Below are 18,372 nucleotides of genomic sequence, written 5' to 3'. Positions count from 1 at the left end.
GCCGGTTTGACGCAGACCGCAGTCCTCAGGCGAAGCGCGAGAGCCGGTAGGGATCAAGCATCAGCTCACTTTCACCAGTGAGGATTTCCGCAGCCGCAAGGCGTCCCACGAGCGGTGCAAGCGTCACGCCGGAATGCAGCGCGGCAACGTAGAGCCCGGCGCAGTCCGTCGGACCGACGATGGGGAAGCCGTCCTTGGGTGTGGGTCGGTAACCAACAGTGTGGAAGTCCATTTCAAGGTAGACATTCGGCAGCAATGCCTGGACGGCAGCAAACAGTTCCGCCGCTGCCTTGTTCGCCTCCCCTCCCGGATCTGTGCCGCCAAAGTCGCTGCCGGCGACGATGCGCCCCTCCCGTGTCTGCCGGATATGCGCCTTGTCCGCCATGACGAGGCCGTTTAGCGCCTTTGGTGCCGGGCGGGAGTGGACGAGCAGGCCCGGGGGCGCTTCAAGCGGGATGTCTATTCCAACGGAGGAAGCGAGCCGTGCGGTGTCCGTGCCGGCAGCAAGCACGACGCGACTGGCGGCGATCTCGCCCGCCGTGGTGACGACGCCAGCCATGCGGCCGCCCTTGCTGACAAGGGCGGTTGCGTGAACGCCAGTCAGGATCGTCGCACCCCTGCGTTCGGCATCGGCGATCAGTGCGATGGCGGCGGCCATAGGCTCGGCGGCTCCTTCCTCGACTGCGTGCAGCGCGAAGTCCGGCAGACCGGTAAGGTTTGGTTCCAGGCGGGCGATTTCCTCCCGATCGATTCTCCTGATGTTGTAGCCCCACGCGCTGTGCTCACGGGCATAGTCCTCCAGCTTCGGCGGCGGCAAATCCCAGCAGATGCCGCCGCATCGTGAAAACTGGACGCCTGGAACGGCCTGCGCCAAACGACCCCACTCATTCATCGCGTGGATGCGAAAGCGACAGTAGAATTCGGGATTGCCCCAACTCGCGTTGATCCAGCCGAAGGAAGACGGTGTCGCGACGCCGCCCTGCTTGCTGCTGAGAGCCACGACACTGGCGCCCGCCTCGGTCAGATGCCAGGCAATCGAAGCTCCGATGATTCCGGCGCCGACGACGATGACGGGTTCTGAGGCCATGATACAAAAATCCCGGAGAATGAATCACACTCCGGGACGATATTCAGCCGGCCTGTAGCAAGTCAAACCGGGAGGAGGTCAGCCCCCGGCCTTGACGCGGGCGAGACCGGCGCGGGCCGGTTCGTATTTGGTGTCGAGCGACAGCGCGTACGAGTAGGACTTCGCCGCCTTCGCCTTGTCGCCGCGGCGCTCGTAGACCAACCCCTGGTTGGCCCAGGATTCGGCGATCTTGCCGTTTAGCGTGATTGCGGTGTTGAAGTCCGAGAACGCGTTGTCGTCATCGTTCATGGCGACATAGGAGATGCCGCGGCCGTTATAGGGCTCCGGCGAATTCGGCGCTAGCGAGATCGCGGTCGAGAAATCCTCGATCGCCTGCGCATGCTGCTTGCGTGCCTGGTAGATCAGGCCGCGATTGTGGTAGGCGCGGGGATCGGTGGTGTCGAGCTCGATCGCCTTGTTGAAATCGTTGAAGGCCTGATCGAGCTGGCCGGCCTGGCGATACAGATTGCCGCGGCCGATGAAGGCGACGTCGTAGCGCGGATTGATCTGCAGGGCCGCGTTGTAGTCCGCCTGCGCTGCCGCCTGGTCGCCCATGTTGCGTTCGACCAGCGCCCGGTTGGCGTAGGCTTGGTAGAATCGCGGATTGAGTTCGATCGCCTTGTTGAAGTCGGCGAGAGCCCGGCGGAATTCACCCGCGCGGCCATAGGCCGAGCCGCGGACATTGTAGCCTTCCGGATCGCTCGGATTGGCCGAGATTACGCCGGACAGGGAGGCGATGTTTTCCTCGGATCCCTGAGCCCGCTCGACGCGCATCATGTCGCCGGATGTATCCGCCGTCGTGCAGCCGGAGAGCGTCAGCGCCGCGGCAACGGTCAGCATGGAGGCAAGAGCAAAGCCGCTACGGTTGGCAGGCGCGGCGCGCGGGCCGGAATGATCGGAAAAATCCGCAGTCTTGGCAGTCAATGTCAAGCGTGATCCCTCAGTTAAGCGAAGCCTCGGGCGCATGGTCCGAGCCTGCAGTGGCTTCCCGGATCGCCATGCGCAGTTTCAACGAGGAGCAACTCAAATGCATCTCCGTGGATGCCGGCTCCATGTCCGCAGACATTTTAGCGCGCCAGGCGCACTCGCGGCATGTGTCCGGATATTCCGGACACACAAGGTTCGAACGGGCTGCCTGAAGCGGCGGTTCAAACAGAAAAGGCGGCGGCGACCATGTCGCCCCCGCCGGAACTACGCGTCTGATGCGCGGGAAGCGCGGATCAGCGTGCCGGAGCCGCAGTGCGGCCGCCCGAAACCAAGCCTTCGCGCTGTGCGCGCTTGCGAGCCAGCTTGCGAACGCGGCGAACGGCTTCAGCCTTTTCGCGGGCGCGCTTCTGGGACGGCTTCTCGTAGTAATCGCGCATCTTCATTTCGCGGAAAATGCCTTCGCGCTGCATCTTCTTCTTGAGTGCGCGAAGCGCTTGATCGACGTTGTTGTCGCGGACTAGTACCTGCACGTTAATCCCGTTCCTTTGGTTTCGAGTGATCGCCTCATGAAGTCAGGTCAACGAGGCAAAAAAATAGGTTCGCTGAGCCAGAAGGCCCTACGATTGAAAAGAGCGGATACCAGATCGATCCGTCAAAGTCCAGACACGAGTTGCGCCGGCCTATGAATTTTGCGGGAAAGACCGTGCTTTTCCGGCAAAGCCCGCTCTTTGGTCACAGCGGTGCCATTCACCTCGTGTCTGGTACGGTCCGTCGGAGCGATAGGATCGTGTGATCGGAAATCAAATTGCGGCATGTCGCAACTCGTGCGACTCGCGCCGTCTCGCGTCGCAAAAGAAACGTTGCGGAAGTTCGGGATTTGCGATTTCTAGCGTCGACCAAGGAAATTCACCGGCCTTTTGGCGGGACCTACGGAGTGTGAAGGCGGATGCGCAAATATTCGGTTTTTGCTGTCGCTCGCGAAGCGATGCGCGGCCACAGGGGATGGGAGGCGCAGTGGACCTCGCCCGAGCCGCGCAAGGAGTATGATGTCATCATCATCGGCGCCGGCGGCCATGGCCTCGGCACCGCCTATTACCTTGCCAAGGAGCACGGCATCACCAATATCGCCGTGCTCGAAAAGGGCTGGCTCGGCGGCGGCAATACCGGGCGCAACACTACCATCATCCGCTCCAACTATCTCTATGACGAAAGTGCCGGCATCTATGACCATGCGCTGAAGCTCTGGGATGGCCTCAGCCAGGACCTGAACTACAACGTCATGTATTCGGCGCGCGGCGTGATGATGCTGTCGCACAACATCCATGACCAGCAGGTGTTCAAGCGCCACATTCACGCCAACCGGCTGAACGGCATCGACAATGAATGGCTGACGCCGGAGCAGGCCAAGGAATTCTGCCCGCCGCTCGATATTTCCCGCACCGCCCGCTACCCCATCAACGGTGCCGCCCTGCAGCGCCGCGGCGGTACCGCCCGCCACGATGCCGTCGCCTGGGGCTATGCCCGCGCTGCCGCCGACCGCGGCGTGCACATCATCCAGAATTGCGAAGTTACCGGCCTTCGCCGCCACGCCAATGGCGCGATCGCCGGGGTCGAGACCAATCGCGGTTATATCGGTGCGAAGAAGGTCGGCGTCGTTGCCGCCGGCCATACCTCGGTGCTGATGGAAATGGCCGATGTGCGCATGCCGCTGGTCAGCTATCCGCTGCAGGCGCTGGTGTCTGAACCGGTCAAGCCGATCTTCCCCTGTGTCGTCATGTCGAACACGGTTCACGCCTATATCTCGCAGTCCGACAAGGGCGAACTGGTCATCGGCGCCGGCACCGACCAGTATTCCTCCTATTCCCAGACCGGCGGCCTGCAGATCATCACCCATACGCTGGACGCGATCTGCGAACTCTTCCCGATCTTCCGCCGGATGAAGATGATGCGCTCCTGGGGCGGCATCGTCGACGTGACGCCGGACCGTTCGCCGATCCTGGCCAAGACGCCGGTTCCCGGCCTCTACGTCAACTGCGGCTGGGGCACCGGCGGCTTCAAGGCAACGCCGGGCTCGGCCAATGTCTTTGCCCACACCATCGCCAACGACGCGCCGCACAAGATCAACGCGCCGTTCACGCTGGAACGTTTCCGCACCGGCCGCCTGATCGACGAAGCGGCCGCCGCGGCCGTTGCGCACTAAGGGGAAAACACCATGCTTCTGATCTATTGCCCCTATTGCGAGGAAGAGCGTTCCGAGCTCGAATTCCGCCAGGCCGGCGACGCCCATATCGCCCGGCCGACCAACATGACTGAGATGACCGACGAGGAATTCGAGGCATTCTTCTTCCTGCGCGACAATGTGAAGGGCCTGACCTTCGAGCGCTGGCGGCACCTGAATGGCTGCGGCCGCTTCTTCAACGCGGCTCGCGACACGGTCAGCGACAAGTTCGTGACGACCTACAAGGCGGGTCAGCCGAAGCCCGATATCAGCACGCAGCGCCCGGCGACGGAAGCGATAGTCGAAACCTATGAAGCCACGGAGTCGAACGCGAAATGAGCGGCGCCAATCGTATCCCCGGTGCAGGCCGTCTCACCCCTGCAAAGACCGCGCGTTTCTTCTTCGACGGCAAGAGCTACGCTGCGCTCGAAGGCGACACCGTCGCCTCCGCACTTCTCGCCAACGGCGTCCATCTCGTTGGCCGTTCGTTCAAGTATCATCGTCCGCGCGGCATCGTCTCGGCCGGCGCAGAGGAGCCGAATGCCCTGATCGGCGTCGAGCGCGATGCCGCCCGCAAGCAGCCGAACGTGCGCGCCACGGTTCAGGAAGTCTTCGACGGCATGAAAGTGATTTCGCAGAACCGCTGGCCGTCGCTCGTTTTCGATGTCGGCGCGGTCAACAACCTGTTGTCGCCTTTCTTTGCCGCCGGATTCTACTACAAGACCTTCATGTGGCCGAAGCAGGCCTGGAAGCATGTCTACGAGCCGCGGATCCGCGCCGCTGCCGGTCTGGGCGTCTCGCCGACCGAGGACGATACCGACCATTATTCGAGCCGCTACGCCCACTGCGACGTGCTCGTGATAGGCGCCGGTGTTGCCGGCCTCTCGGCAGCGCTGGCTGCCGCCAAGACCGGTGCACGGGTCATCATCTGCGACGAACAAGCGGAAGTCGGCGGTGCGCTGCATTACGACAGGAGCGTTACCGTCAACGGGCTTGAGGGCTTCACCTGGGCTCAAGCGACCGCCGCTGATCTGGCGCAGATGGAGAACGTCACCGTTCTGCCGCGCACGACCGCCTTCGGTTACTACGCCCAGAATTTCGTGGCGCTAAGCGAACGTGTCACCGAGCATCTGGCAAAGCCGGACCGCAAGCTGCCGCGCGAGCGTCTCTGGCAGGTTCGGGCGAAACGCGTCATCATCGCCACCGGTGCCATCGAGCGCCACATGGTGTTCGCCAACAATGATCGTCCCGGCATCATGCTGGCGTCTGCCGCCCGCACCTTCCTCAATCACTTCGGCGTCGCCGTCGGCAAGAAGATCGGCGTTTATACGGCGAACGACAGCGCCTATGAGGCTGCCTTCGATCTGAAGCGTGCCGGCATCACCGTCGCTGCCATCGTCGACAGTCGCGAGAAGCCGGGCGAGGCGGTTCTGGCCGAGGCGCGCAAGCTCGGCATCGAGGTTCTCGCCGGCCACGCCGTCGTCGATACCGCCGGCAAGCTGCGCGTCTCGTCGATGTCCGTTGCGCGCAATGGCGGCGGACGTGCCCGTTCGATAGCCATCGACGCCCTCCTGGTCTCGGCCGGCTGGACGCCATCCGTCCATATGTTCTCTCAGTCGCGCGGCAAGGTGTCCTACGACTTCGAAAGCCAGCGCTTCCTGCCCGGCACCTACGCGCAGGATTGCCTGTCCGTCGGCGCCTGCAACGGGACCAACGATCTGCAGGCGACCATCGAGGAATCGCTGGCGGCCGGCGAACTGATGTCGAATGCATCCGGCTTTACCGCCGCGCAGAAGATCGACGTTCATGGCGGCAATGCCTTTGCCTGGACCGGCGGCATGGCAGGGGCGGCTGAAGGAGCCGGACCGGACACGACCGTCAAGGCCTTCATCGATTTCCAGAACGACGTCTGCGCCAAGGACATTCGCCTTGCCGTGCGCGAAGGCATGCACTCGATCGAGCATATCAAGCGCTTCACGACCAATGGCATGGCAACCGATCAGGGCAAGCTGTCCAACATCCATGGTCTGGCGATTGCTGCCGAAACGCTTGGCCGCGAAATCCCGAAGGTCGGCCTCACCACCTTCCGCGCCCCCTATACGCCAGTCACGTTTGGAACGCTGATCAACCACTCGCGCGGCGAACTGTTCGACCCGACCCGCAAGACGCCGATGCATGCTTTGGAAGAAGCCCAGGGCGCGGTGTTCGAGGATGTCGGCCAGTGGAAACGCGCCTGGTACTATCCGCGCGCCGGCGAAGACATGCATCAGGCGGTCAACCGCGAATGCAAGACGGTGCGTGATGTTGCCGGCATCTTCGATGCCTCGACGCTCGGCAAGATCGAGGTCGTCGGCCCGGATGCGGCGCAGTTCCTGAACCTCATCTACACCAACAGCTGGGACACGCTGAAACCCGGCCGTTGCCGCTACGGCATCATGCTGCGCGAAGACGGCTTCATCTATGACGACGGCGTCGTCGGCCGCATGGCGGAGGACCGCTTCCATGTGACGACGACGACGGGCGGTGCTGCCCGTGTCATGAACCACATGGAGGACTATCTCCAGACCGAGTTCCCGCATCTGAACGTCTGGCTGACCTCTGCCACCGAACAGTGGGCCGTCATCGCGGTTCAGGGTCCGAAGGCGCGCGAGATCATCGCGCCGCTGGTGGAAGGCATCGATCTGTCGAACGAAGCGTTTCCGCATATGAGCGTTCGCGAGGGCAAGATCTGCGGCGTGCCGACCCGGCTGTTCCGCATGTCGTTCACCGGCGAAACCGGCTTCGAAGTCAACGTCCCCGCCGATTTCGGCCCGGCCGTCTGGGCGGCGATCTGGGCACAGGCAGAGCCGATGGGCGCTTGCGCCTACGGCACCGAGGCGATGCACATCCTGCGCGCCGAGAAGGGCTACATCATCGTCGGCCAGGACACCGACGGCACGGTGACGCCGGATGATGCGTCGCTCAGCTGGGCGGTCGGCAAGAAGAAGCCGGACTTTGTCGGTATCCGCGGCCTGCGCCGTCCCGACCTGGTGGCCGATGGCCGCAAGCAGCTCGTCGGTGTGCTCACCAAGGATCCGAAGGTCGTGCTGGAAGAGGGCGCGCAGATCGTTGCCGATCCGAACCAGGCACTGCCGATGACGATGATCGGGCATGTGACCTCGTCCTACTGGTCGGAAAACTGCGGCCGGTCGATCGCGCTGGCTCTGGTAGCCGGCGGCAAAGAAAAGATCGGGCAGACGCTTTATGTGCCGATGCCCGACAGGACGATTGCCGTCGAGGTGAGCGACATGGTGTTCTTTGACAAGGAAGGAGGCCGCATCAATGGCTGATCTGGCAACCCGCACTCTGCCGCTCTCCGGCTTCCATGGCGGCTCCGGCGCCGCCGCGCTCTCGGTCGCCGCACCGGCAACCCGGCTTTCGCTGCGGGCGAAGCCGGATGCCGTCTCGGCGCTTTCGGGCGTTCTCGGGGTTACGCTGCCCACCAAGGCCAAGACCTCGGCCTCGACGAACGGCCGCCATGCGCTGTGGCTCGGTCCCGATGAGTGGCTGATCATCGACGAGAACGGGGCCGACCTGATGGCGGCCGTCGCATCGAGCGGCGTGCTGCATTCGGCGACCGATATTTCCCACCGCAACACCGCCATTCTCGTCAAGGGCCGCGGCGCGGCCGTGGCGGTCAATGGCGGCTGCCCGCAGGATCTGTCGCTCGGCGTCTTCCCGGTCGGCGCCTGCTCGCGCACCGTTCTCGGCAAGGCGGAAGTCGTGCTTCTGCGCACCGCCGAGGATACATTCCGGGTCGAGTGCTGGCGCTCGTTCGCACCTTACGTTTCGGGGCTTCTGAATGAGGCTGCCGAGGATGCGGGCAACTGACCTTGCAATACGCCCGGCCTCAATGCAGGCCGGGCCAGCCGATCCAATCCACCCAGCGGCCATGAAAATCGGCGCGGCCGATCAGGTGTTTTTCACCTGAAGGCCAAATCTGCAGCGTCAGCGCGGCGCCGTTCTTCTGGCCATCCGCTTCCATCTGCAGGCGTGCGAGTGGTGCTCTCTCCGTCGCTCGCTCGCCGGCTGCGGCGATCAGCGCTTCACCCTTTTGCTGTGACGATTTCGGCAGGTATTGCCAGGCGATCGTGTGGTAGATCACGTGCACCTGATCCTCCTGAACGGTGCCAAGCCGTTGCTCCAGCCAGTCAACCGCGTCCGCCTTTTCGACGGCCTGATGATTGGCGGCGATGGCGAGCGCAAGGCGCGTGCGTTTCAGCCGGTCGGTCTGATCGGCCCAGAGATAGGACAGGAGCCGCATGGCGTCCTCATCGCGCGCCGGGTCCAGCGGGTTGAGGTCGCAGCCGGCGCGACTTGTGACATGGACGGCGATATTCGGTGGCGTGGGCCCTTTCCATTCCGGCGCCAGCATCACCGGCGACGGCCGCAAGGCCCAAGACATCTCGCCCAGCCGGTAGGCATAGTGGTCCCAATACAGGTTGAGGCCGGCACTGGCGCCGACTTCCGACAGTACCAGCGGTTTGCGGCACAGGCTGGAAATCGTCAGGAACCCGGGAAGCAGGGCTGCGGAGCGGCGCACCTCGTTCGTCTGCGGTGCCGATTTCAGGCGCTCAAGAATAAAGGGCACATGCGTGCGGCAGGCGTTTTCAACGGCATTCCAAAGATCATCCGCTTCGGCCGCGTGAGGCGGATAGGCGGCGACAAGTTTTGGATCCGCCTTGGCGAGCACCAGCGCATGCAGGGCGCCTGCAAGGCGGAGCGGCACGGAATCGCCGTAGGGCGAGGGATCGCCCGGCCATGACAGGATCTTTGCGCCGACCGGATAGTCGGCGGTCAGCAGCCGGGAGGCGAGTGTACAGAGGCTGGCGGTGAAGGGCGAGCCGAGGCTCTGGCAGGCCTTGGCCTGCGTGACGAAAGCGAGACGGACGGTCTGCTCTGTCGTCCGGCCGTCAGGCATCTTCCGGCCGGTCCTTCGGGTCGAACTGGATGATGGTCAGCCAGTTGGCGGTGAGTGCCGGTTTTCGCTCGCCGTCGATGTCGACGGTGACGTCGTAGGTGACCATCAGCATGCCGGCGCCGCGGAAGCGGGCCTCGGCCATGGTGAAGCGGCCGCGCACTCTGGCGCCGCACTTCACCGGCGTCATGAAACGCACTTTGTCGAAGCCGTAATTGATGCCCATGGTCTGCTCGCGCACCTTGGGCAGGCAGTTGTAGTTCATCGCCGACAAGAGCGAGAGCGACAGGAACCCGTGCGCAATCGTGCCGCCGAAGGGCGTTTCGGCTGCCGCCCGCACCGGGTCGGTGTGGATGAACTGGTGGTCGTCGGTGGCATCGGCAAAACCGTCGATGGTCTTCTGCGTAACCGTGATCCAGTCGGAGACCCCGATCTCCTTGCCGACGAGATCCTTGACGTCAGACAGCGAAATTTCCTGCGGCATTCTCTTTCCCGATCAAAAACATCCCCCGTTTTCTCTATATGCCGCTCTTGTGAAAAACGGCAATCAGGCGGGCAGTATAGACTTATAGAATTTCCACGTGGAAACCGACGCTCCGCGCGGCGATTATTCCGTTGCCAGCCTCGTGCGAGGGCAGAAGGTTTTGCCACCGGGCTTCCTGCCGCTGCGGCAGATGGAAGGGATGCGGGGCATGGCTGCGGTTGATCACGACGGCAAGGCGGGTGCTCCGGTTCTGCACAGCGTCGCCGGTCGAAAGAACCATCATCAGATTATCGGTCGCGGGGCTTTCCCAGTCGCCGACGGTCATCGGCTGGCCGTCGAGCCTCAGCCATTCGACATCGCCGTTTCCTCTAAAGAATTCGGTCTCGCGGAAGACATCGAAGCGTGAGCGGATCTGCGACAGGGCTGCGGTGTGGGCGATGAGGTCCTCTTCCAGCGCGGTCCAGTCGAGCCAGGTGATCTCGTTGTCCTGGCAATAGGCGTTGTTGTTGCCGTGCTGGCTGCGACCGGCCTCGTCGCCGGCCGTCAGCATGATCGTGCCGCGCGTAGCAAACAATGTCGAGAGCAGGGCCATGGCGTCGCGGCGGCGGAAGGCGAGGACCTCGGGATCATCCGTCGCACCCTCGGCACCATTGTTCCAGGAGTGATTTTCATTGTGGCCGTCGCGATTGTACTCGCCGTTGGCCTCGTTGTGCTTGCCGGCATAGGAGACGAGATCCATCAGCGTGAAGCCGTCATGGGCGGCGATGAAGTTGATGCTGCGCGTCTCAGTGCCGCCGTTGCGCGAGAAGATGTTCGAGGAGCCGGCCAGCGCCGTCGCCAGGTCGCCGATGATGTGACGGTCGCCGCGCCAGGTGCGGCGCAGGTCGTCGCGGGCGCGGTCGTTCCATTCGAGGAAGGGGGCCGGGAAATTGCCGAGCTGATAGCCGCCGGGGCCGATGTCCCAGGGTTCGGCAATCAAGATGCGGTCCTTGAGGAGCGGATCGGCCAGCATTTCCGTCAAAAGCGCGGCGTCGCTGCGGAAGCCGTTCATGTCGCGGCCGAGGATGGAGCCGAGGTCGAAGCGGAAGCCATCGACGCCGGCCGAGAGGACGAAGTGGCAAAGACTGTCGAGAATCAGGCGGCGCACCACGGGGTGATCGCAGGCGACGGTATTGCCGCAGCCGGTGTCGTTGACCAACTCGCGGGGCTCGCCGTGTTCGCCGGGCCGGCCTTCGGCATGGCGGTAATAGGTGGGGTTGTCGAGGCCGCGCATCGAGAGCGTCGCGCCCAGCCGGTCGCTTTCGCCGGAATGGTTGAAGACGAGATCGAGGATGACGCCGATGCCTTCCGCATGCAGGGCCGCCACGGTATCGCGCAGTTCCGTCATGCCGCCGGGCACCAGGCGCGGATCGAGCGCCATGAGGGCGATCGGATTGTAGCCCCAGCCGTTGGTGAGGCCGAGCGGCGGCAAATGGCGCTCATCGATCCAGGCGGTGATCGGCATGAGCTCGACGGCGGAAACGCCGAGGCGCTTGAGGTGCGCGATGATGGACGGATGCGCCAGCGCGCCGACCGTGCCGCGCAGGGTTTCGGGGATATCCGGGTGGAGCATGGTGAAGGGGCGCACCGCGATTTCGTAGACGAGGCCGCCGGGCTGGAAGAGCGGCGCAGCTATCCGTGCCGTCGTTGGCTCCGTCACGATTGCCTTCGGCACGAGGTCGGCGGTGTCATCGCCGAACACCGAGAGGCGCGGCTCGTAGCGGAAGGGGCGGTCGAGTTCGCGGGCATAGGGATCGACCAGGAGTTTGGCGGGGTCGAACCAGAGGCCCTGATCCGGTGCGTATGGTCCCCAGGCGCGGAAGCCATAGCGCGTGCCGGCGGCTGCGTCGGTGACTGTCAGGCTGTGAACACCTTCCTCGCTGCGCTGCATCGGCAGGCGGCGCAACTCGATATCTCCCGTTGCATCGAAGAGGCAGAGTTCGATGCCGGCGGCGGAGGTGGACCAGACTGCGAAGGTCGTGCCGGCATCTCCGGTCGTGGCGCCGAGAGGCGAGGGTGCGGGCAGGTTCGGCATCGGGGTCACCTTGGGATTGATCAGGCAGGCGTGAGGAGCAGGGCAGCTTGATTTGACACTGATTTGTCCCGAGGCGGGTTGCAAGGGGTAAGTTTACCTCTCCTCCAAGGGGCGTGAATCTCCCCACTTCTCACGTTGGGAAGTGCCGCGCCTTGGCGAGGCGATGAGGGGGCGGGGCGGCAGGCGGTCGAGCAAGCGGCTCCCCCTCATCCGGCCCTGCGGGCCACCTCTCCCCGTGGGGGAGAAGAGGGAAAATGCCGTGCCTTCTGGCGTTGGCGTTATGCGCTTTCCTCCCCGCCGTCATGTCGTCGGACTTTCCCCTCGGTCGATCGGGGTCCGTGGCCGACTTTCACCCTCCCCTTGAGGGGAAGGGTCGGAGCGAAGCTCCGGGGTGGGGTGACTTTTGCGCGCCCCTGACGAACACCCCACCCGCGCGTTTCGCGCGACCTCCCCCTCAAGGGGAGGGTGGGAGACTGCCGAAACACCGTCACCCACGCCCGGGAAATCCGCCGTGGTTTGGCTCGCATGTTGACCTTACTTTCGGGTGCTTCGATCACGTCATAACCGTCGGTTCCGTTTGGTCCATCCGCTGTTTGATCCCCGGCCTTCTCTCAGCGTGCTGCCGGGGCTGCTTTCGTTTCGCGCAGGGCTTTCATGACCTCCCTGAGGCCGCGACTGAGATGCTTGTCGCGACGGACGACGATGCCCAGCCTGCGCACGAGCTTCGGGCGCACCGGGCAAGCCTCCAGAAAGTCTGTCCGGTCCCGCTTAAGGGACAGTCCGGGCAGAATAGACCATCCTAGTCCGGCTGCGACAAGTTCCTTGATCGCCTCGACGCTGCCGAATTCCATGGCGGGCTTTAACCGTATGCCGCCGGCAGACATCCATTCCTCAATGCTTCGACGCGTATTGCCGCCTTCATAGACGAGGAGTGTCTTTTCGCTCATGAACGCCGCATCCGGCCCTGCTGCGGGCATCCTGGCCCCTCGTGGCGCGACGGCCATAAGCTCGTCCTCGTAGAACTCCTCGACTTCGAGCGATCTTCCCGATGCCGGCATGGTGACCACCGCAAGATCGAGCGAATTCGAATCCAGATCGCGCAGGATGTCATCGGCATTTCCGATGCGAACCGTGATGTCCAGCCCCGGCATCCTGGCCTTGGCCTTGGAGATTGCCAGCGGTAGGAGGTGGATGAAGGCCGTCGCGCCGCTTCCGATCCGGACGCGCCCGGCGATGCCGCTCCTGTGGGGCACCATCGACTCTTCCGCATCGCTCAATTCCTGGATGATTCTCCTCGCGTGGGTGAGAAGCTCAAGGCCGGCCGGGGTCGGCTGCGCACGCCTGCCGACACGCTCGATCAAACGGACGCCAAGGCGCTGTTCCAGAAGTTTTACCTGAAGGCTGACGGCCGGCTGCGTAATGGCTGCCTTTTCGGCGGCGGCAGTGAAGCTTCCGAGTTCGACGACGTGAACGAAGGATTGAAGCTGGTCGAGACTGAGAGACATCAAAGAATTCCTTATGGAATGCATAAGTACCATAATCTTCTTTAATGAAAAGATCCGGCGCATGGTGAGGGGAGTTGAAGACGGAGATTAGTCGAGATGACGATAGACATACCGGATCACGGATCTGACGTGCTGGAGCCGAGCGGTGTCCGGGCATGCTGGATATCTGTAAAAAGCGTGGGGCTGGCTTTCGTGTCACGAGCAGCTCACTTCTTCGAGAAGCGCAACAGCCGAATCACCCTGTCGGAACTCAGCGACGAACAACTTCGCGATATCGGCGTCACGCGCTCAGAAGCCAAGAGCGAGGTCGCAAAGTCGTGGTTCTGGTGTTGAACCTGGCTGCTCCGCGGACCTATGATGCGAGGGCTCACGTCGTTTCTTCGCGGCCCGAGCGATCCCCGTCAGCTCAAAGTCTTGGCCAATTGCCACTCGCCATGTTCATCCTTCTCGACGCGCTTGTTTCCCCGGTAGCATCTGAGCTTGCCTGCCTGCTTGTCCATCACCAGGCGGGTTGGCGAGAATTTGGACTTTGCGTTTGCGCCGATCGCGGCGGCGAGGGCTTCCTTGAACTTCCCGGCTTTGTAGAGGGCGACGAGATCGTCGGCGGTCATCGTCGCGTTTCCTTTGTGGCCGGGTTCGGCATGGCACTTGGCATGACTGTGTTCTCAGCGGATCACCCCACCCCGGCGCAATGCGCCGCCCCTCCCCCTCAAGGGGAGGGTGGGCATTCGATCAGGTAATGACGGTCGGTTCCGTTCGGCCCGTGCGGCTCTTGATCCCGGCGATCTCGTCGGCAACTGTGATCAGGTCGGCGAGCGCTTCCTGGGTCTCGATGTCGTGGCGGGAGGCGTCGGGTTCGTAGCGTTCGATGTAGACGCGCAGCGTCGCGCCGGAGGTGCCGGTGCCGGAGAGGCGGAAGACGACGCGGGAGCCGCCTTCGAACAGGATGCGGATGCCCTGGTTGTTGCTTACCGACTTGTCGACCGGATCGTTGTAGGAGAAGTCGTCGGCGGTCGCGACCTTGAGTTTGCCGAAGCTCTTGCCGGGCAGGGTGGAGAGCTGATCGCGCAGCGCGGTCACCAGGCCGTTGGCGGCGTCGGTATCGACTTCTTCGTAGTCATGCCGCGAATAGTAGTTGCGGCCGTAGGTGGTCCAGTGCTGGCGGGTGATCTCGGCGACGCTTTCCATGCGCACGGCAAGGATGTTGAGCCAGAGCAACACCGCCCAGAGGCCGTCCTTTTCACGCACGTGGTTGGAGCCCGTGCCGGCACTTTCCTCGCCGCAGATGGTGACCATGCCAGCATCCATCAGGTTGCCGAAGAACTTCCAGCCGGTTGGCGTCTCGTAGATGCCGATGCCGAGTTTTTCGGCGACGCGGTCGGCGGCGGCGCTGGTCGGCATCGAGCGGGCGATGCCAGCGAGCCCCTTAGAATAGCCCGGGGCAAAGGTGGCATTGGCGGCGAGGATGGCCAGACTGTCGGACGGGGTGATGAAGATGCCCTTGCCGATGATCAGGTTGCGGTCGCCGTCGCCGTCGGAGGCCGCACCGAAGTCGGGGGCGTCCTCGCCCATCATCTCCTCATAGAGGGCGCGGGCGTGGACGAGGTTCGGGTCCGGGTGATGGCCGCCGAAATCGGGCAGCGGGATGAAGTTGAGCACCGACCCCTTGGCGGCGCCGAGGCGGTTTTCGAGGATTTCCTTGGCATAGGGGCCGGTGACGGCGCTCATGGCATCAAAGACGATGCGGAAGCCGCTTGACAGCAGGCGGCGGATCGACGGGAAGTCGAACAGCTTTTCCATCAGTTCGGCATAGTCGGAGACCGGGTTGATCACCACGACCTCCATGCCGGCCAGGTCCTGGCTGCCTTCGATGTCGAGATTGACGTCGGGAACGTCGGCTATTTTGTACTGGTTGATCGTCTTGGTGCGGGCAAAGATGGCGTCGGTGACCTTTTCCGGAGCCGGGCCGCCATTGCCGATATTGTACTTGATGCCGAAATCCTCGGTCGGGCCGCCGGGATTGTGGCTGGCCGACAAAACGATGCCGCCGAAGGCTTTGTATTTGCGGATGACATTGGAGGCGGCGGGCGTCGACAGGATGCCGCCGCGGCCGACCAGCACGCGGCCGAAGCCGTTGGCGGCCGCCATCTTGATGGCGATCTGGATGACCTCCCGGTTGTAGTAGCGGCCGTCGCCGCCGATCACCAGCGTATCGCCCTTGAAGCCTTCCAGCGAATCGAAGATCGACTGGATGAAATTCTCGGCATAGTTCTTCTGCTGGAAGACCGGCACCTTCTTGCGCAGGCCGGAGGTTCCGGGCTTCTGGTCCAGATAGGGCGTGGTTTGTACGGTTATGGTCATAGGGGCTTAGCCTTTCGCAAGAAGACTGGAATAAAGATCGGCATAACGATGCGCGCTCAAATCCCAGGAGACGTCTGATTTCATGCCTTGGGCCTGGAGGCGGGCCCAGACTTTCGGTTGCCGGTAGGCGGCGAAGGCGCGCCGAAGCGCCTGGCGCAAGCTCGCAGCAGAAACGGGCGAGAATTGGAAACCGGTGGCGACGCGTGCCGCAAGGGCTGCCTCGTTGGCGTCGATGATCGTGTCGGCAAGGCCGCCGGTATGGGCGACGATCGGTACGCAGCCGTAGCGCAACCCGTAGAGCTGGGTGAGGCCACAGGGTTCGAAGCGTGACGGAATGAGGATGGCATCGGCGCCGGCCTGCATCAGATGCGACAGCGGCTCGTTATAGCCGGTGACCATGCCCATACGGCCGGGATGGCGCGCGGCGGCGGTCAGGAAGGCGCTTTCGAGCGAGGGATCGCCGGAGCCGAGCACGGCAAGCTTGCCGCCATTGTCGACGATGTCGTCGATCACTTCGGCGAGCACGTCCATGCCCTTCTGCCAGGTGAGCCGGCTGACGACGCAGAAGATCGGGCCGGGCGCGTTGTCGAAACCGAAATGGGCCGACAGGGCCTTGCGGTTGCCCTCGCGCTTTTTCAGCGACGCTGGACCGTAGTTTTCGGCGATATGCGTGTCGGTCTGCGGGTTCCAGACTTCCGTGTCGATGCCGTTGACGATACCGCTGAGATGGGAAAGGCGCGTCGCCAGCAGGCCGTCGAAGCCCATTCCGAATTCGGCCGTGAGGATTTCCTGGGCGTAGGAAGGGCTGACGGTGGTGATGGCGTTCGCCGTCTGCAGGCCGCCCTTGAGGAAGCCGACATCGCCGAAATACTCGACGAAACTGATGGAGAAGGCCTCCGGCGGCAGCGCAAGCTGGGAGAAGACCTCCGGGCCGAACTGGCCCTGGAAGGCGATGTTGTGGATGGTGAGCACCACCGGCATCCCATGGGCCGGGCCAAAGCGCATGTAGACCGGGGTCAGCGCCGCCTGCCAGTCGTGCACGTGAACGAGGTCCGGCTTCCAGCTCGGCAGCAGTCCCCCTGCAATCTCGGCGGCTGCCAGTGAAAGCGCGGCAAAGCGGCGGAAATTGTCGACATAGTCCAAGCCCTGCCTGTCGACATAGGGGCCGCCATCGCGATCGAACAGTTCCGGCGCGTCGAGGACGAGAAGGTCGAGACCCTCATGATCGACGGCGTGGATCGAGGCGGGATGGCCGAAGAGATTGTCGAAGCCGCCGACCTTTTGCGGCTTCTTGAGCTTGTGCATGACGATCGGATAGCCCGGCATCAGCGTGCGCATGCGCACGCCGTGCGGCTTCAACGCCGCCGGCAGGGCGCCCGCCACGTCGGCGAGACCCCCTGTCTTGATCAGCGGAAAGACTTCCGATGCAACGGAAAGAACTTCCATGCCTTACATGTCCAGCTTGTCGATCATCGCCTGGGTGATCAGGCAAATGCCGTTTTCCGAGCGGCGGAAGCGCTTGGCGTCGAATTCCGGGTCGTCGCCGACGACGAGGCCTTCCGGAATGACGACGCGGCTGTCGATGACGACATTTTTCAGCTGCGCGTGCCGGCCGATCCTGACGTTGGGCAGGATCACCGCGCCGTCGAGGCGGGAGAAGGAATTCACCCGGACACCGGTGAACAGCATGCTGCGGTTCAATGCCGCGCCGGAAATGATGCAGTCGCCGGAGACGAGCGAAGAGGTTGCCGAGCCGCGGCGGTTCTCGTCGTCATGGACGAACTTTGCCGGCGGCTTGATCTCGGCGAAAGTCCAGATCGGCCAGGTGCTGTCGTAGATGTCGAGCTCCGGGGTGACGTGGGTGAGGTCGATATTGGCCTGCCAGTAGGCGTCGATCGTGCCGACGTCGCGCCAATAGGCCTCGCGCTCGAAATCGGAGCGAACGCAGGACTGGTTGAAACGGTGGGCAACGGCTTTGCCGTTCTGGACGATATAGGGGATGATGTCCTTGCCGAAATCGCGCGAGGAGGATGGGTCGGCCGCATCGCGGCGCAGGACGTCCATCAGGAACTTGGTGTGGAAGACGTAGATGCCCATCGAGGCGAGCGCCATCTCCGGATTGCCGGGAATGCCCGGCGGATCGGCCGGCTTTTCGACGAAGGCGATGATCTGGTCCTTGTCGTCGACATGCATGACGCCGAAGCCGGTCGCTTCCATGCGCGGCACTTCCAGGCAGCCGATGGTGACGTCGGCGCCGGAATCGACATGCTGCTGCAGCATGAGCTCGTAGTCCATCTTGTAGATATGGTCGCCGGCGAGGATGACCATGTATTCGACGCCGTGATCCTCGATGATGTCGATGTTCTGGTAGACCGCGTCGGCGGTGCCTTCGTACCACTGCGTTTCGGACACGCGCTGCGAAGCCGGCAGGATGTCGAAGCTTTCGTTTCGTTCGGGGCGGAAGAAGTTCCAGCCGCGCTGCAGGTGGCGGATCAGCGAGTGCGCCTTGTATTGCGTCGCGACGCCGATGCGGCGGATACCGGAATTCAGCGCATTCGACAGCGCGAAATCGATGATGCGGGCCTTGCCGCCGAAATAGACCGCGGGCTTGGCGCGGCGGTCGGTCAGTTCCTTCAGGCGGCTTCCGCGGCCGCCGGCAAGGACATAGGCCATTGCGTCACGGGCGAGGGGCTGGCTGCGTTTTTCCATTGATTTTTCCT

Annotated in this window: 16 protein-coding genes; 5 read left to right on the top strand and 11 right to left on the bottom strand. The window is 63.4% G+C overall.

Features of this window, described 5'->3' with window-relative positions; genetic code table 11:
* Positions 1-25 precede the first annotated feature (25 nt).
* The 3 genes from WI754_RS01660 to rpsU all read right to left on the bottom strand — a co-directional run bounded on the left by WI754_RS01660 (position 26) and on the right by rpsU (position 2,583).
* Complete coding sequence (locus WI754_RS01660; protein ID WP_349435887.1) at positions 26-1,087, bottom strand: FAD-binding oxidoreductase; 1,062 nt, start codon at positions 1,085-1,087, stop codon at positions 26-28.
* A gap of 78 nt (positions 1,088-1,165) precedes the next feature.
* The gene (locus WI754_RS01655; RefSeq protein WP_349435885.1) at positions 1,166-2,092 is read right to left on the bottom strand and encodes a tetratricopeptide repeat protein; all 927 of its coding nucleotides are present in this window, start codon (positions 2,090-2,092) and stop codon (positions 1,166-1,168) included.
* 254 nt (positions 2,093-2,346) lie between these two features.
* The gene (rpsU, locus tag WI754_RS01650) at positions 2,347-2,583 is read right to left on the bottom strand and encodes a 30S ribosomal protein S21 (RefSeq protein ID WP_037120916.1); all 237 of its coding nucleotides are present in this window, start codon (positions 2,581-2,583) and stop codon (positions 2,347-2,349) included.
* 416 nt (positions 2,584-2,999) lie between these two features.
* Between rpsU and WI754_RS01645 the strand changes: the two genes are divergently transcribed.
* Genes WI754_RS01645 through WI754_RS01630 form a run of 4 tightly spaced genes read left to right on the top strand, consistent with a single transcriptional unit; the run spans position 3,000 to position 8,141 of the window.
* Positions 3,000-4,253 (top strand): sarcosine oxidase subunit beta, encoded by a 1,254-nt coding sequence (locus WI754_RS01645; RefSeq protein WP_349435884.1) that lies wholly within the window; start codon positions 3,000-3,002, stop codon positions 4,251-4,253.
* A 12-nt stretch (positions 4,254-4,265) separates the two neighbouring features.
* Positions 4,266-4,610, top strand: coding sequence for a sarcosine oxidase subunit delta (locus WI754_RS01640; protein ID WP_349435883.1), 345 nt, complete (start codon positions 4,266-4,268; stop codon positions 4,608-4,610).
* Positions 4,607-7,600 carry a sarcosine oxidase subunit alpha gene (locus WI754_RS01635; protein ID WP_349435882.1) on the top strand — a complete coding sequence of 998 codons (2,994 nt, stop codon included), beginning with the start codon at positions 4,607-4,609 and terminating at the stop codon, positions 7,598-7,600. The genes WI754_RS01640 and WI754_RS01635 overlap by 4 nt, the downstream gene beginning before the upstream one ends.
* Positions 7,593-8,141 (top strand): sarcosine oxidase subunit gamma, encoded by a 549-nt coding sequence (locus WI754_RS01630; RefSeq protein ID WP_349435881.1) that lies wholly within the window; start codon positions 7,593-7,595, stop codon positions 8,139-8,141. The genes WI754_RS01635 and WI754_RS01630 overlap by 8 nt, the downstream gene beginning before the upstream one ends.
* A gap of 19 nt (positions 8,142-8,160) precedes the next feature.
* Here WI754_RS01630 and WI754_RS01625 read toward each other — a convergent pair whose 3' ends face one another.
* From WI754_RS01625 to WI754_RS01610, 4 genes are all read right to left on the bottom strand, one after another.
* Positions 8,161-9,231 carry a DUF2332 family protein gene (locus WI754_RS01625; RefSeq protein WP_349435879.1) on the bottom strand — a complete coding sequence of 357 codons (1,071 nt, stop codon included), beginning with the start codon at positions 9,229-9,231 and terminating at the stop codon, positions 8,161-8,163.
* Positions 9,224-9,712, bottom strand: coding sequence for a MaoC family dehydratase (locus WI754_RS01620; protein WP_349435877.1), 489 nt, complete (start codon positions 9,710-9,712; stop codon positions 9,224-9,226). The genes WI754_RS01625 and WI754_RS01620 overlap by 8 nt, the downstream gene beginning before the upstream one ends.
* Positions 9,713-9,794: 82 nt before the next feature.
* Complete coding sequence (glgX, locus tag WI754_RS01615) at positions 9,795-11,786, bottom strand: glycogen debranching protein GlgX (protein WP_349435876.1); 1,992 nt, start codon at positions 11,784-11,786, stop codon at positions 9,795-9,797.
* Positions 11,787-12,397: 611 nt separating this feature from the next.
* Positions 12,398-13,291: a LysR family transcriptional regulator gene (locus tag WI754_RS01610; RefSeq protein ID WP_349435874.1), complete on the bottom strand. Its 894-nt coding sequence runs from the start codon at positions 13,289-13,291 to the stop codon at positions 12,398-12,400.
* 96 nt (positions 13,292-13,387) lie between these two features.
* On the opposite strand from WI754_RS01610, the gene WI754_RS01605 reads away from it, so the two are divergent.
* A complete protein-coding gene (locus WI754_RS01605; protein WP_349435872.1) occupies positions 13,388-13,624 on the top strand; it encodes a DUF1127 domain-containing protein in 237 nt (78 codons plus the stop codon).
* 68 nt (positions 13,625-13,692) lie between these two features.
* Here the strand turns inward: WI754_RS01605 and WI754_RS01600 are convergent, their stop codons facing one another.
* The 4 genes from WI754_RS01600 to glgC all read right to left on the bottom strand — a co-directional run bounded on the left by WI754_RS01600 (position 13,693) and on the right by glgC (position 18,361).
* On the bottom strand, positions 13,693-13,902 hold the full coding sequence (locus tag WI754_RS01600) for a hypothetical protein (RefSeq protein WP_349435870.1): 210 nt from the start codon (positions 13,900-13,902) through the stop codon (positions 13,693-13,695).
* 121 nt (positions 13,903-14,023) lie between these two features.
* Complete coding sequence (locus WI754_RS01595) at positions 14,024-15,652, bottom strand: alpha-D-glucose phosphate-specific phosphoglucomutase (protein ID WP_349435868.1); 1,629 nt, start codon at positions 15,650-15,652, stop codon at positions 14,024-14,026.
* A gap of 6 nt (positions 15,653-15,658) precedes the next feature.
* Positions 15,659-17,098, bottom strand: a complete 1,440-nt coding sequence (gene glgA, locus WI754_RS01590) for a glycogen synthase GlgA (protein WP_349435867.1) — start codon at positions 17,096-17,098, stop codon at positions 15,659-15,661.
* A 3-nt stretch (positions 17,099-17,101) separates the two neighbouring features.
* Positions 17,102-18,361: a glucose-1-phosphate adenylyltransferase gene (glgC, locus tag WI754_RS01585; RefSeq protein WP_349435866.1), complete on the bottom strand. Its 1,260-nt coding sequence runs from the start codon at positions 18,359-18,361 to the stop codon at positions 17,102-17,104.
* Between the last annotated feature and the right edge of the window lie 11 nt (positions 18,362-18,372).

Source organism: Pararhizobium sp. A13 (assembly GCF_040126305.1).
Taxonomy (GTDB): domain Bacteria; phylum Pseudomonadota; class Alphaproteobacteria; order Rhizobiales; family Rhizobiaceae; genus Pararhizobium.
The sequence above is the reverse complement of the archived record's forward strand: the minus strand, read 5'-3'. Positions and strand labels throughout refer to the sequence as shown.